General features: G+C 66.5%; 14 protein-coding genes and 2 pseudogenes. 12 read left to right on the forward strand and 4 right to left on the reverse strand.

What is annotated here, in order from left to right; translation table 11 throughout:
• Positions 1-70: 70 nt before the first annotated feature.
• Positions 71-289 (reverse strand): hypothetical protein, encoded by a 219-nt coding sequence (locus ACU8HS_RS19330; protein WP_112573325.1) that lies wholly within the window; start codon positions 287-289, stop codon positions 71-73.
• A 237-nt stretch (positions 290-526) separates the two neighbouring features.
• Between ACU8HS_RS19330 and ACU8HS_RS19335 the strand changes: the two genes are divergently transcribed.
• The 10 genes from ACU8HS_RS19335 to ACU8HS_RS19380 all read left to right on the forward strand — a co-directional run bounded on the left by ACU8HS_RS19335 (position 527) and on the right by ACU8HS_RS19380 (position 8025).
• On the forward strand, positions 527-1039 hold the full coding sequence (locus tag ACU8HS_RS19335) for a DUF4142 domain-containing protein (protein ID WP_447014970.1): 513 nt from the start codon (positions 527-529) through the stop codon (positions 1037-1039).
• A gap of 99 nt (positions 1040-1138) precedes the next feature.
• On the forward strand, positions 1139-1549 hold the full coding sequence (locus ACU8HS_RS19340) for a PAS domain-containing protein (RefSeq protein ID WP_447014971.1): 411 nt from the start codon (positions 1139-1141) through the stop codon (positions 1547-1549).
• A gap of 70 nt (positions 1550-1619) precedes the next feature.
• On the forward strand, positions 1620-1829 hold the full coding sequence (gene napE / locus ACU8HS_RS19345; RefSeq protein WP_112573329.1) for a periplasmic nitrate reductase, NapE protein: 210 nt from the start codon (positions 1620-1622) through the stop codon (positions 1827-1829).
• 9 nt (positions 1830-1838) lie between these two features.
• Positions 1839-2339, forward strand: coding sequence for a ferredoxin-type protein NapF (locus tag ACU8HS_RS19350; protein ID WP_447014972.1), 501 nt, complete (start codon positions 1839-1841; stop codon positions 2337-2339).
• A complete protein-coding gene (locus ACU8HS_RS19355) occupies positions 2332-2613 on the forward strand; it encodes a chaperone NapD (protein ID WP_447014973.1) in 282 nt (93 codons plus the stop codon). The genes ACU8HS_RS19350 and ACU8HS_RS19355 overlap by 8 nt, the downstream gene beginning before the upstream one ends.
• On the forward strand, positions 2588-5092 hold the full coding sequence (napA, locus tag ACU8HS_RS19360; RefSeq protein ID WP_447014974.1) for a periplasmic nitrate reductase subunit alpha: 2505 nt from the start codon (positions 2588-2590) through the stop codon (positions 5090-5092). Before ACU8HS_RS19355 ends, napA begins: the two co-directional genes overlap by 26 nt.
• Positions 5062-5571: a nitrate reductase cytochrome c-type subunit gene (locus tag ACU8HS_RS19365; protein ID WP_447014975.1), complete on the forward strand. Its 510-nt coding sequence runs from the start codon at positions 5062-5064 to the stop codon at positions 5569-5571. The genes napA and ACU8HS_RS19365 overlap by 31 nt, the downstream gene beginning before the upstream one ends.
• The gene (locus ACU8HS_RS19370) at positions 5568-6293 is read left to right on the forward strand and encodes a NapC/NirT family cytochrome c (protein ID WP_447014976.1); all 726 of its coding nucleotides are present in this window, start codon (positions 5568-5570) and stop codon (positions 6291-6293) included. Before ACU8HS_RS19365 ends, ACU8HS_RS19370 begins: the two co-directional genes overlap by 4 nt.
• Positions 6294-6473: 180 nt before the next feature.
• On the forward strand, positions 6474-7589 hold the full coding sequence (locus ACU8HS_RS19375) for a helix-turn-helix domain-containing protein (protein WP_447014977.1): 1116 nt from the start codon (positions 6474-6476) through the stop codon (positions 7587-7589).
• 127 nt (positions 7590-7716) lie between these two features.
• The gene (locus ACU8HS_RS19380; RefSeq protein WP_447014978.1) at positions 7717-8025 is read left to right on the forward strand and encodes an MliC family protein; all 309 of its coding nucleotides are present in this window, start codon (positions 7717-7719) and stop codon (positions 8023-8025) included.
• Between the two features lie 60 nt (positions 8026-8085).
• Here ACU8HS_RS19380 and ACU8HS_RS19385 read toward each other — a convergent pair whose 3' ends face one another.
• Positions 8086-8364 (reverse strand): hypothetical protein, encoded by a 279-nt coding sequence (locus tag ACU8HS_RS19385; protein WP_113414492.1) that lies wholly within the window; start codon positions 8362-8364, stop codon positions 8086-8088.
• Positions 8365-9304: 940 nt separating this feature from the next.
• Between ACU8HS_RS19385 and ACU8HS_RS19390 the strand changes: the two genes are divergently transcribed.
• Both ACU8HS_RS19390 and ACU8HS_RS19395 read left to right on the forward strand, forming a co-directional pair.
• The gene (locus ACU8HS_RS19390; protein ID WP_447014979.1) at positions 9305-10243 is read left to right on the forward strand and encodes an IS110 family transposase; all 939 of its coding nucleotides are present in this window, start codon (positions 9305-9307) and stop codon (positions 10241-10243) included.
• Between the two features lie 219 nt (positions 10244-10462).
• Positions 10463-11631 (forward strand): annotated as a pseudogene (locus ACU8HS_RS19395) (IS481 family transposase); the annotation flags it as partial.
• Between the two features lie 313 nt (positions 11632-11944).
• On the opposite strand, the pseudogene ACU8HS_RS19400 reads toward ACU8HS_RS19395, so the two are convergent.
• Both ACU8HS_RS19400 and ACU8HS_RS19405 read right to left on the reverse strand, forming a co-directional pair.
• A pseudogene (locus tag ACU8HS_RS19400) lies at positions 11945-12906 on the reverse strand (IS110 family transposase).
• A gap of 375 nt (positions 12907-13281) precedes the next feature.
• A complete protein-coding gene (locus ACU8HS_RS19405) occupies positions 13282-14193 on the reverse strand; it encodes an alpha/beta hydrolase family esterase (RefSeq protein ID WP_447014980.1) in 912 nt (303 codons plus the stop codon).
• Between the last annotated feature and the right edge of the window lie 119 nt (positions 14194-14312).

Here is a 14312-nt window from a genome sequence, read left to right on the forward strand (position 1 = left end):
GAAGGCGCGCGGCGAGGAAAGCCGGATCGCGGCGCGGCCCTTGCCCTGTCGCCCGATCCGGCAATGCGGCTCAATGCGGCGGGGCGCCGCGCGACCAGTGGCCGGGCGCGGGCCCGAGGAAATGGGGGATCGCCCGCAGGTCGATCGTGTTGGGCTTGCGGCCCGGCTGGCAGGAAAACAGGATGGTCATCGGGCGCCGGTAATGCCGGGTGAGGGCTGCCGCCGCCTCCTTTTCGAAACACAGCCGCTCCTGCGGGCTGTCCGTCACATTGCGCCGTTGGTAGATCACAGCGTCCTCCCCAAGATTGCGATCCGGCCGATCATCATGCACGCAAACGCGCCGGCCCGATACGGACCAAGGTCCGGGGGTGCCTGCCGCCGCAAGCGGAAAATGCGCCGGGGCGCGGCGAAAATGGAACTTTTGCCGGCGAAAGAAGTTCGCCTGACGGCGCCCCGGTTCTCCGGCCGGAGCGGGGGCCAAAGGGAAACAGGAGCCAAAGGGAAACAGGAGCAGGAGAACGGGACGATGAAAGCTTTCCTCTTTGCCGGGTTTGCCGTGCTGCTCGCCTCCGGCGCGCTGGCGCAGGCGGGCGCGGGCGGCGATGCCGGCGGCGCGCCGAAAACGGCGGATTTCGTGGCGCAGGCGGCCTCGGCCGACATGTTCGAGATCGAGGCCGGCAAGCTTGCCGCCCGCCGCGCCGACGCGCCGGCCAGGGCCTTTGCCGAGGAGATGGTGAAGGACCACCGCAAGACGACGCAGGAGCTGAAGGCGCTGGTTGCCGGCGGCAAGGTGGAGGCGCGCATCCCGCAGGCCATGACGGCGGCGCAGCAGGCCGCGCTCGCCGCACTCAAGGGCCTGCAGGGCGAGGATTTCACCCGGCAATATCTTGCCGGCCAGGCGCAGGCGCACGAACAGGCGGTCGATCTCTTCGCGCGCTACGGCGAGGGCGGCGACAATGCCGCGCTGAAGGCCTGGGCCAGCAAGACGCTGCCCGACCTGGAAGAGCATCTGCGCATGGCCCGGAACCTCGCGAAGTAAAAACCGGGCCGGCCGGGCAAAGCGAAAGCTTGCACCTTGACCTTGCCCGCTTCGCCCTTAGTTGAGATTCTAATAAACAAGGGGGGGGGAGGCGAGGCCATGACTGGACAATCGGTTCACGCGTTCGAAATATTCGAGGACGTGGCCGCCGATGCCGGTATCTATACATGGGATATCGTGCGCGACCTCGTCTTTGCCGACAGCGCGATTGCCGAGCTTTTCGGCCTCGATCCCGCCGCCACCGTGCGCGGCCTGCCGCTCGAAACCTATCTGAGGCGCGTCCACCCGGACGACCAGCCTGAGCTCGCAAGGAAGATTTCCGAAGTGCTGGTGGCCGATATCGCCCAGCAGGATACGTACCGCGTGCGGGGCCGGGACGGGCGATACCGGCTGGTCGCCGCCTTCGGCCGCGCCTTTCGCGACCATAGCGGCTCGCCCGTGCTCTATTCCGGCATCATCGTGCCGGCGGCCGAGCGCGAGGACGGGCAGGAGGGGCAGCGCTCGCATTGAGCCGGCAGGAGCCGGCCGCACCGGCTTGAAGGCATATGTCACGTTTCCAAGGCAATTCCGGGAGGATGTTGTGGCCGAGGTCGGGGGTTCCGTCGAGGCATTCAGGAAAAGGCGCAGGCGGGAGCTGTTGACCTTCGCCGTGCTTGCCTTCGGCATATGGCCGGTGCTGGCCGTCGGCGTGGTCGGCGGTTACGGCTTCCTGGTGTGGATGTACCAGATCGTCTACGGCCCGCCCGGACCGCACGAGATCAATCCTGCCCCTCCCGGCTCGTCGGAGTGAGGGCCGGCCATGACCTTTCCCGCCCGCAGCCGACGCGATTTCCTGACCGGCAGGCCGCCTGAGGGCGCCTTGCGGATCCTGCCTCCGGGCGCAAGCGAAAGCTCGATCCGCAACTGCACGGGCTGCGGCGCCTGCGCCGAGGCCTGCCCGACGCAGGTCATCGTAATCCGCTCGGGCGTTGCCGTGGTGGATTTCGGGCAGGGGGAATGCATCTTCTGCGGCCGCTGCGCCGAGCGCTGTCCCGAGCCCGTCTTTGCCGCCGGTGCGGCACGCGGCTTTGCCCATCATGCGGTGGTGGGCGAGGGCTGCCTTGCCTTCAACCGTGTCGATTGCCAGGCCTGCCGCGACAGTTGCCCGGCCGGGGCGATCCGCTTCCGGCCGCGGCCGGGCGGGCCGTTCGTTCCCGAACTCGATGCCGATGCCTGCACGGGCTGCGGCGCCTGTATCGGGCTCTGTCCCGCCGCCGCCATCACCATGACGGCCCGCCGGGGGGAGGCCGCCCATGCCTGACGGCTGCCACCACATCTCCAGCGCCGTCGTGCTCACGCGGCCGGAACTGACCGGCGAGATCGCCGCGCGCCTTGCCGGACTTGCCGGCGTCGAGGTGCATGCGACGGCGCGGGGCAAGATCGTCGTGGTGATCGAGGGGCCGCATTCCGCCGCGCTCGGCGAAAGGCTGATCGGCATTTCGGGCATGGACGGGGTGCTGGCCGCCCACATGGTTTTCGAACAGGCACTGGACATGGAGGAGACAGGCGATGACGGGCGAACTGACGCGGCGTGACCTCCTGAAGGCGCAGGCGGCGGCGATTGCGGCGGCGGCCGCCGGCATTGCGCCGCCTGCGGCTGCGCAATCGGTGCCGGGCGGTGTTGCGGCGCTGGAAATCAAATGGTCCAAGGCGCCGTGCCGTTTCTGCGGCACCGGCTGCGGCGTCATGGTGGGCGTCAAGGAAAACCAGGTCGTCGCCACGCATGGCGACATGGAGGCGGAGGTCAACCGCGGCCTCAACTGCGTCAAGGGCTATTTCCTTTCCAAGATCATGTACGGCAAGGACCGGCTGACGAGCCCGCTGTTGCGCAAGCGCGACGGCGCCTACGCCAAGGACGGCGAATTCGAGCCCGTCACCTGGGAAGAGGCCTTCGACGTGATGGCGGCCGAGGCCAAGCGGGTGCTGAAGGACAGGGGGCCGACGGCGCTCGGCATGTTCGGCTCCGGCCAGTGGACGATCTTCGAAGGCTATGCGGCAACGAAGCTGATGCGGGCGGGCTTCCGCTCCAACAATCTCGATCCCAACGCCCGCCATTGCATGGCCTCGGCGGCGGTGGCCTTCATGCGCACCTTCGGCATGGACGAGCCGATGGGCTGCTACGACGATTTCGAAAATGCCGACGCCTTCGTGCTCTGGGGCTCGAACATGGCCGAGATGCACCCGATTCTCTGGACGCGGGTGGCCGACCGGCGGCTCGGCCACGAGCATGTGAAGGTGGCCGTGCTTTCCACCTTCACGCATCGCAGCATGGACCTTGCCGATATTCCGCTGATCTTCAAGCCGGGAACCGACCTTGCGATCCTGAACTATATCGCCAACCACATTATCCGGACCGGCCGCGTCAACCAGGATTTCGTCGACAGGCACACGAAATTCATGAAAGGGGCGACCGATATCGGCTACGGCCTGCGCCCGGACAACCCGCTGGAGATGAAGGCCACGGGGGCTGCCGATGCCGGCCGCATGGACGCGATCGATTTCGAGGCCTTCAGGCAGCTCGTCTCCGACTATACGCTGGAAAGGACGGTCGAGCTTTCGGGCGTGGACAGCGCCTTCCTGGAGCAGCTTGCCGAACTCTATGCCGATCCCAAGGTCAGGGTCATGTCGCTCTGGACCATGGGTTTCAACCAGCATGTGCGCGGCGTGTGGGCCAACCAGATGGTCTATAACCTGCACCTGCTCACCGGCAAGATTTCCGAGCCCGGCAACAGCCCGTTCTCGCTGACGGGGCAGCCGTCGGCCTGCGGCACGGCCCGCGAGGTCGGAACCTTCGCCCACCGCCTGCCGGCCGACATGGTCGTCACCAACCCGGAGCACCGCAAACATGCCGAGGAGATCTGGAACCTGCCGGCCGGGCTGCTGCCGGACAAGCCCGGCTATCACGCCGTCGAGCAGGACCGGATGCTGCATGACGGCAAGCTGAATTTCTACTGGGTGCAGGTCAACAACAATGTGCAGGCCGCGCCGAACACCAGCAACGAGACCTACAGGGGATACCGCAACCCGGACAATTTCGTCGTCGTTTCCGATGTCTATCCGACCGTCACCGCCATGAGCGCCGACCTGATCCTGCCGGCCGCCATGTGGGTGGAGAAGGAGGGCGCCTACGGCAATGCCGAGCGGCGCACGCATGTCTGGCACCAGCTGGTCAATGCGCCGGGCGAGGCGCGCTCGGACCTCTGGCAGATGGTGGAATTCTCCAAGCGCTTCACCACCGAGGAGGTCTGGCCGGCCGAGATCCTGGACAAGAACCCGCAATACAGGGGAAAGACGCTCTACCAGGTGCTCTACCAGAACGGCAAGGTGGACGAATTCCCGCTCTCGCAGGTGACGGGCGAATACGAGAACCGGGAGGCCAAAGCCTTCGGCTTCTACATCCAGAAGGGGCTGTTCGAGGAATATGCCGAATTCGGGCGCGGCCACGGCCACGATCTGGCGCCCTACGACACGTACCATCAGGTGCGCGGCCTGCGCTGGCCGGTCGTGGACGGCAAGGAGACGCGCTGGCGCTACCGCGAGGGCTACGACCCCTATGTCAAGGCGGGCGAGGGGCTGAAATTCTACGGGCAGAAGGACGGCCGCGCCGTCATCCTGGCCGTGCCCTACGAGCCGCCGGCCGAATCGCCCGACGCGGAGTTCGATTTCTGGCTGGTGACGGGCCGGGTGCTGGAACATTGGCATTCCGGCTCGATGACGATGCGCGTGCCCGAGCTTTACCGCGCCTTTCCCGGCGCGCGATGTTTCATGAACGGGGACGACGCCCGCCGGATGGGCATCAACCAGGGCGCGGCCGTGAAGATCCGCTCGCGGCGCGGCGAGATCATCAGCCGCGTGGACATTCGCGGGCGCAACCGCATGCCGCACGGCGTGATCTTCGTGCCCTGGTTCGACGCCAGCCAGCTGATCAACAAGGTGACGCTCGACGCCACCGATCCCATCTCCAAGCAGACGGATTTCAAGAAATGCGCAGTCAAGATCCTTCCCGCCGCCTGACCGCGGGGCGCGCCGTCGCCGGGCGGGCTCGGGCGCTTGCGGCCGTCGCCCTGCTGGTCCTTGCCGGCACCGTCACGCTGGCCCAGACCGTGGCGCCGCTTTCTGGCAACGACGACCCGATGGCAAACACGGATGTGAAGCCGGTTCCCAAATGGGTGACCGACGACGTAAGAAAGATGCGCAACTATCCCGACCAGCCGCCCGTCATCCCGCATTCGATCGAGGGCTACCAGCTGACGGTCAATGCCAACCGCTGCCTTTCCTGCCACCGGCGCGAGCTGACGGAAGGTTCCGGCGCGCCGATGATCAGCGTCACGCATTTCATGAACCGCGAAGGGCAGATGCTGGCCGACGTTTCGCCCCGGCGCTATTTCTGCACCGCCTGCCATGTGCCGCAGGCCGATACGAGGCCGCTGGTGCCGAACACGTTCAAGGACATGAGCGAGCTCGGCTTCAGGCCTGCGGGCAGCGAGCAATGATTGCCCGGCTGAAGGCGATGGCGCTGTGGTGCTGGCGGCTCGTGCGCTCGCCGGCGGCGACCCTCGGGCTCGGCTTCCTCACGCTCGGCGGCTTCATCGGCGGCGTCATGTTCTGGGGCGCGTTCAACACGGCGCTGGAAGTGACCAATACCGAGGCCTTCTGCACCGGCTGCCACGAGATGCGCGCCAATGTCTACGAGGAGCTGAGCCGCACCGTGCATTTCTCCAACCGCTCCGGCGTGCGCGCCACCTGCCCGGATTGCCACGTGCCGCACCAGTGGACCGACAAGATCGCCCGCAAGATGCAGGCCTCCAAGGAAGTCTGGGGCAAGATATTCGGCACGATCAACACGCGCGAGAAATTCCTCGACAGGCGGCTGGAACTGGCCGAGCACGAATGGGCGCGGCTGAAGGCCAATGACAGCCTGGAATGCCGCAACTGCCACTCGATGGGCGCGATGGACCTGACGAAACAGACCGAACGCGCCGCCGAAATCCACACCCGCTACCTGCTGCCCGGCAAGGCGACCTGCATCGACTGCCACAAGGGCATCGCCCACGAACTGCCCAACATGGAAGGCATCGATCCCGGCTGGAAAGTGCCGGCCGAACTGATGGGCAAAAGCGCCGGCCGCGACCGGTACGACCGCGACTGGCACGCCCGCGATTGGCACGCCCGCGCCATGCTCGCCGCCTATCTGGGGGCGGCGGCGGAGGACTGAGGGCGGGCCGTTTTGCCGGGGGGATTGGCGCTGGTGGGAATGTTTTCCTTGGTGGCGCCTGCCGCCGCGCCCGCATTGCGGCTTTGACGGCAACCGGCCTTGCGCGGTATAGAGGGCTGCCGGAGATCGCCTGCCGGTTTCGTCCCGTCGTTGCCATTCGCGCGCGCCCCGAGAGTTCAGATGAGCGTTGAAGCCGTGCCCGGTGCGGACGGGCAGCCGCTATTGTTCGATACGGCCGCCTTCGGTTCGCCGCAGCAGGGTTTTGCGCGCCTGTGCGAGCTGATCGCCGATATTTGCGACGCCACGATCCTCGGCGAGGCGGAGGCTTTCCGGGTGGTGGCGAGCAACCTTCATCTCGGCAGCGCGCTGCTGCTCGAAAGCCGGTCGAGCGCGCTGCGCTACAACCGCACGGCGGAGCATATCGCGCGCGGCCTCGACCATTTCCAGCTCGTCATGTATCTCGGCGGCGGGGCGGAATTCGTCGTCGGCGAGCGCAGCTTCCTGCAGCGGGCCGGCGATGTCAGCCTGATCAACATGAGCAAGCCGCACCTGACGCGGGAAATTCCGGGCGACGACGGCGCGACGGAGGTCATGAGCTTCATGCTGCCGCGCCCGCTTCTGGCGCCGCTCTTTGCCGCGATCGACACGCAGCCGGCCATCGTCATCGCCAGGCGCGAGAGCGCCTTCGGGGCGCTGATCGGCGAGCATATGCTGGCGCTGCGCCGGGTGGCGCGGCAGCTCACGCAGGCCGAGCGGCAGGCGGCGGCGCAATCGCTGGCGCAGCTTGCCGCCGGCGGCATGGACCAGCGCAGCGAGAGCGCCGGCCCGGTGGCCAGCCCCTCGCAGGAGGCGCTGCTTGCCGCCATCAAGCGCCATATCGAGGACAATCTCGGCACGGCGACGCTGGATGTCGCGAGCCTCAGCCGGCGGTTTGCGCTGTCGCGCGCCAGCCTCTACCGCCTGTTTGCGCCGCAGAGCCCGGCAAGCTACATCCAGCAGCGGCGCCTGCACCGCGCCTTCGCCATCCTCGTTTCGCCGGCCTTCCGCCCCTGGCGGGTCATCGACGTCGCCATCGAATGCCAGTTCAGCTCGGACGCCACCTTCATCCGCGCCTTCCGCCGCGAGTTCGGCATCACGCCCGGCGAAGCGCGCGAGCGGGCGCTGCGCGTCACCAACCTGCCGCCCGACGACCGCGCGCCGGCGCCGCACCCGGATGCCGAATCGGCGCGCTGGGTGGCGGAACTGACCGGCGCCATCCCGCAGCTGCCGGCGCTGCGGGCCGAGCGGCGGGCGTGAGACGGGCAGCGCCGGGCGGACGAAGGCGGGCGGGGATACGCCGGGCAAATCCTGCCGGGACGCTGGGCAAAGACGATGACATGATCTGCTGCTAGCGTCGCACCCTTTCCAACCGAGGGAGACTGGCATGACGAGAATGAAGGGTGGCGTGTCGGGGCTGGCGCTTCTGGCGCTTGTGGCGGGCCTTGGGCCGGCGCTGGCGGAAGACAAGGCGGGCATCGCCTATCGCTGCGACGACGGCAAGGATCTGACGGCAAGTTTCGTGACCGCCAGCAACGAGGTGCTGATTACCACCGGGGGGCAGAGTTTCCGCCTGCCGCAGGGCATGTCCGGCTCCGGCGCGCGTTATACCGACGGGACGGTGGTGTTCTGGATCAAGGGCGACGACGCGCAGCTGGAGGCGCCGGGCCGCTCCACCAGCTGCCACGTGCAATAGCGGCAAACAGAAAGGCGCCCTTGCGGGGGCGCCTTCCGATCGCGATCTTCCGGCTGCCCGTCAGTTGGCGACAGCCATGCCGGCCTGCACCTCGACGATCGCCTGGTTGACCAGGTCGATCGCGTTCAGCCGGTGGCCGCCCTTGTTGGTGGCGCCCTTCTGCAGCGAGGATTTCGCCGCCAGCAGCGAATTCAGGGCCGACTGCATATAGGGCTGGTTGGCCGCCCACTGGGCCTCGGAACGGCTCGGCTGGAACAGGATCACGGCGCTTGCCGCAAAAGCCATTCCCAGGCAGAAGGCGACAGCCGTACGCCGCGCCGGCAAAGACACAAATTTCATCAACGACTCCATCAAATTCGGGTTTCGTGGTTGGAGATCAACCACTTACGGCTGGCACCATACGTCTGCGCCGGTGAAGGGCAATGGCGTGCGGGCGCATTTTGGGGGCAGGGCGCGAAATAGATACGCTGAGTATGCCCCGGTGAGACGGCGGGCAAACCGGGGGCGGGCGAGGGCCCCGCGCGGAACCCTTTCGGCCGCCGGCTGCGGGCAGGATCACGGGCGGGGGAAAGAGGAGCGAGGCGGCACCTCACCCAGCCCTCGCAACCGTTCTGCCCGGAGGCTCCCGTGCCTCACCCATCCCCCGCAACCGTCCTGCCCGGAGGCCCACCCCAACCTCCCTCATTCCTGTGCCTGTCACAGGAATCCAGCCACCGCGCGTCCGCGCGGTGAATGACTCCCATATGCCGCAAGCAAATGAGTCTCTCCTGCCCAAGGACTTGGGCAGGCTGGATCCCTGTGACAGGCACAGGGATGAGGGTGGGGAGGGAAGCGTCGCTGCCCAAAGCAGGCGTCGGGCATGGCGGCAAGGGGCCTTCCGCAGCCTCCACCACCCGACACGGCCCTTTCAGCGCCACCCAGCAGTGCCTCACCCAGCCCTCGCAGCCGTTCCGCCGGGAGGCCCACCCCAACGGTGCCCCACCCAGCCCCGCAACCGTCCTGCCGGAAGGCCCACCCCAACCACCCCAACAGTGCCTCACCCATCCCCCGCCACCGTCCTGCCCGGAGGCCCGCCCCAACCTCCCTTGTATCTGCACATTGATGATTTTGTGCGAAAGAAGCGACTGAGCCTCTTGCCGGGTGGCCACCCGGCAAGAGGCGTGGCGGCGTCGCCCGTTCTCCCTCCGGCTACAACCGTGGATGAGCCAGGGATCGTCGCCATCGTCACGTACGACCGAACAGTCGCTTGGTTCCAACCGCACGCACAAGGCAGGTTACCGTGAACAGCATCATATGTGGAGTGGATGTTTCGAAGGACTGGCTGGATGTCTTCATCCGCCCGTTGGGTATTTCCCAGCGTTTCAGCAACGATGCGGCCGGTATTGGCGCGCTTGGCGCTCTGTGCCTTGCCGAGGCTGTCGAGCTTGTGGCCATGGAAGCCTCTGGCGGTTACGAGCGGCCGGCCTTTCTGTTGTTGTGGGAGATGGGGGTCGCCTGCGCGCTTGCCAATGCGCGCAATGTGCGCCGCTTTGCCGAGGCCATGGGCTTTCTGGAAAAGACCGATCAGATCGACGCGGCGGTGATTGCCCATTATGCCGAGGCCAAGCCGCTGCGTGCCTCGCCACCGCCAAAACCGGCACAGATGCGGCTGCAGGCCTTGGTGGCGCGGCTGTCCCAGGTCACCGGCGACCTGATCATCCAGAAGCAGCGCAGAAGCGTTGCCCGCGATGCACAGGCCGTTGAAAGCCTCAACGAGGTGATCGCGCTTCTGGTGCGTCAGAGCCGCAGGCTGGAAGGCGAGATCGCCTCGATGATCGACGACGATCCGCTCTGGGCCGGCCTCGACAAGGCCTTTCGCTCCATCAAGGGTGTTGCCTCGCGCACCGTAGCCCGGCTGATGGCCGAGCTGCCGGAGATCGGTCATATCTCCAACAAGGCTATCGTCAAGCTGGCTGGCCTTGCGCCGATTGCCAACGACAGCGGCAAGAAAAGCGGGCCACGGCCGGTGCGCGGCGGGCGCAAGGGACCGCGCGACATCCTCTTCCTGGTCGCCGCCATCGCGGCCAAATACGATCCGCATCTGGGCGCCTTCCAGCAACGGTTGCAGGCTGCAGGCAAACCGAAAATGGTCGTTCGCATTGCACTCGCCAGAAAGCTCCTCGTCATTCTCAATGCAAAAGCTCGAGATGCGCGAAAGGAATTCCAATATGCAACTTGACACATCAGATAGTCGCTCATTCCTGTGCCCGTCACAGGAATCCAGCCACCGCGCGTCCGCGCGGTGAATGACTCCCATATGCCGCAAGCAAACGAGTCTCTCCTGCCCAAGGACTTGGGCAGGCTGGATCCCTGTGACAAGTGTACGGCCTTGATACATACCTGACAGATGTTCGGAGACATACCTGACACTTCCGAGATGGTTTCTCGGGAGGTTTGGATGGTTTGGCGGTCGAGGTCTGTTGTGGATGAGCGTTTGGAATTCTGTCGGCTGGCCGGGCTTGAAGGGGCGAACGTCTCTCAGCTTTGCCAGCGTTTCGGCATCAGCCGGCAGACGGGCTATGTCTGGCTGCGGCGCCTGCAGGCGGGCGAGCCGGTGGAGGACCGATCGCGCCGGCCGCATGCGAGCCCACGGCGTACCGCAGCCGGTCTCGAGGGCGCGGTGCTCGCCATCCGTGACGAACATCCGGCCTGGGGCGCGCGCAAGATCGCCCGCCGGCTGCAGGATTTGGGAACGGCGCCGCCATCTGCTTCCACCGTCCATGCCATCCTGGTGCGTCACGACCGCATCATGCCCCAGAGGGGCGGGCAGCCGGCGCTCGGCCGTTTCGAACGCGAGGCGCCCAATCTGCTCTGGCAGATGGACTTCAAGGGGCGCACGCAACTCGTCTCGGGCCTGTGGTGCCATCCCCTGACCATCATCGACGACCATTCCCGCTTCGCCGTCGGGCTCGAAGCCTGCGCCGACGAGCGCATGCAGACCGTCCGCGCCCGGCTGGAGCCCATCCTGCGCCGCCACGGCCTGCCGATGGCCATCTATACCGACAACGGCCCGCCATGGGGCACCGGCGTGCCCAATCAATGGACACGGTTGCGCATCTGGCTGCTCAAGCTCGGCATCGACGTCATCCATGCCAGGCCCTACCATCCCCAGGGCCGCGGCAAGAACGAGCGCTTCCACCGCAGCCTCAAGGCCGAGGTCTTCGACTTTGCAGCCCTCGCCAGCCACGCCCAGGCGCAGCGCGCCTTCGACCGCTGGCGCGACATCTACAACCATCGCCGTCCCCATCAGGGCATCGACATGGCCGTGCCGGCCAGCCGCTACAGGCCGTCGCCGCGCCCCTTTCCCGACCGCCTGCCCGAACCGGTCTATGACAGCTCGGACATCGTGCGCCGCGTCGGAGCGACCAAGGGCTATGTCAGCTTCAAGGGACGCTTCTGGCGCGTGCCCAACGCCTTCAGATCCGAACCCCTCGCCATCCGACCGCTCCAGCAAGACGGTCTCTACGGCGTCTTCTTCGGCGCAACGCAGGTCGCAAAAATCAACCTCAAAAGCCAGGACTGACTGTCAGGTATGTCTCCGAACATCTGTCAGGTATGTTTCCGGGCTTTACAACAAGCACAGGGATGAGGGTGGGGAGGGGGCGTCGCTGCCCAAAGCCGGCGTCGGGCATGGCGGCAAGGGGCCTTCCGCAGCCTCCACCACCCGACACGGCCCTTCCACCGCCACCCCAACAGTGCCTCACGCAGCCCCCGCAGCAGCTCCGCCCGCGGCCCACCCCAACAGCGCCGCACCCAGTCCTCGCAGCCCCCGCCACCGGACACGGCCCTCTCACCGCCACCCCAACAGCACCTCACCCATCCCCCGCAACCGTTCTGCCCGGAGGCCCACCCCAACCTCCCTCACCAAGTCAGTTAAAGCCTATGCCGGCATTTTTTCGGTTTTCGGCTTGAGAGCGTCCCTGACGCGGGCGTTTGCGATGGTGATGATCTTTCGCATGAGGGCGGCGAGGGCGAGCCGTTTTGGTTTTCCGGCCTTGACCATGGTTTTGTAGGCCGTGGCGAGCGGTCCGTCTCCGCGGCAGGCGGTGAGGGCTGCGGTGAAGAGCGCGGGGCGGATCGTGCGCCGCCGAAGGTGGCGCGGTGCCAGCTGACCTTGCCGCTGTCTTTGGGATGGGGTGCGACGCCGGCAAGGCTTGCGACCTGGCGGCGATTGAGGCTGCCGAGTTCGGGCATGAGGGCCAGCAGCATCGGCATGAGGACGGGGCCGATGCCGGGGACCGAGCGCAGTGCTTTGGCGCGCAATGTGAGATCGTGATCCTGGGTGATCAGGCTGTCGATCTCGGCATTGAGGGCGGCGATATGGCGGTTGAGCTCATCGAGATGGGCATTGATATCGTCGGCGAGGAAGCTGCCGCGCGGGGCCTTGAGTCGATTTTGCTCCTGGACGCGCATGGCGACGAGATCGAGCCGGCGGGCGACGAGCAGCGTAAGTCTTTGCCGGATCGGGTCTTTGGGTTGCCATTGCGGCAGCGCCTCGGCACGGTCCTGTCCGTAGCGGGCCAGCCATCGGGCATCGATCGGGTCGGTCTTGGCGCGTTTGCCGAAGGATTGGATATAGGCCTTGACCTTGGCGGGATCGGCGCGGTGGGCTGGAATGGACAGTTCCAGGAGCACGCCGAGCACGGTGTCCTCGTGGCCGCCGGTTGCTTCGCACACGGCAAGCGTGGCGCTGGCCTGATAGGGCTGCAGGGCCGCCCGCAGCGCGTCGGGATCGTTGGCAATGGTGATGCTGCGATGGGTGCGGCTATCGAAGAGGGCAACGGTATCGCACGAGACGTCCAGACCGAGGATGGACTGGATTTTGGCCGGTTCTGTCATCATAATCGGGCTCCATGCTTCGAATTGTCTGCGGGCGTGTCCGACGGATAGCCCAGTCAAGTCATCAAGCGATGCGAAGCTGGAGCGATGAGGTCCCTTCATGAGGTCGGTTGTCAAAACCAATTCCTGTACGGGCGCCTGACCGCGCGAACCCCGGGATGGCCGTCCCGGGGTTCATAACCAGCTTCTCCGATAGTAAAGCATGGATCGCACAGACAATTCCTGTGCCTGTCACAGGAATCCAGCCACCGCGCGTCCGCGCGGTGAATGACTCTCTCAATCAGCAGGCAAACGAGTCTCTCCTGCCCAAGGACTTGGGCAGGCTGGATCCCTGTGACAGGCACAGGGATGAGGGTGGGGAGGGGAGCTCTCGCCCGGTCATGCGCCGTGGTAGCGCCTGAAGAAATTCCAGACTTCGGCCGCCGTCTCGATATCGTTGCTGCATCCGCCGAAACGCGGCCCGTCGGCGGGAGCGGGCGGGGCAAGGCGTGGCCAGCAGTGGCCGCCGTTTTCGATGCGGTAGAGCTGCACGCCGGTATCGGGCCGGCATCCGGACCATTGGACGAGGCTGGCGCGGGTCAGGTCGTGCGGGTTCAGGTGCGGCAGCGGCGTGGCGCTCTGGCCGGTGCAGCCGTCGGCGCGGCGCCAGTATTCCGTCGTTTCGGGAACGGACAGCAGCCGTCCGAAGGAGCGGATATAGCCGTCGTAGCGCTGCACCTCGTCGCTCGTGCCGTTCACCATCATGACCGGCAGGGGGCGGGCGGGGTTGCAGGCCTCGGCCTGGGCTTCGTTCATGGCGCTTGCGACCGGCGCGATCGCCGCGATCCTGTCGGGCAGGGCGCAGGCGAGCGTATAGGTCATCAGCGCGCCGTAGGAGAAGCCGGTGGCGTAGATCCTTGTGCCGTCGGCGATACCGCGGCTGACGAGATCGTCGATCATGGTGCGGAAGAACCCGATATCGTCCACCGGCTCGCCGTTGACGGCGGGGCGCTTCGACTTGAGGTTCCAGGCGCCGTCGATCGCTTCGGGATAGAGCGTGGCGAAATTCTCGCGGTCGGCGACGGCGTCGAAGCCGCTGTTCTTCTGGAAACTGGCGGCCTTGTCGTCGGAGCCGTACATGACGATGACGAGCGGTGCGGCGTGCCCCGCCGCAGCCTGCGGCACATGCAGGATCGCGGTGCGGTCCACGCCCTGCCACCTGTAGGACAGGGTTTCATCGGCATGAGCGGCGGCGGCGCCGAGGAGGAAGAGGAAGGCGGCAAGCGGCAGGCGAAGCACAATGCGGCACATGAAACCATCCCGCTTTCCGGCGAAGAGACCGCGACGGAAGATAGGCCATTGCGCGGCGCAGGCAACGGCCGCGGGCCGGCAGGGGCAAGGGCTTATTGTCGCTGCGGCCGTGATGCGCG

This window comes from Rhizobium sp. KDH_Rht_773_N, assembly GCF_052946295.1.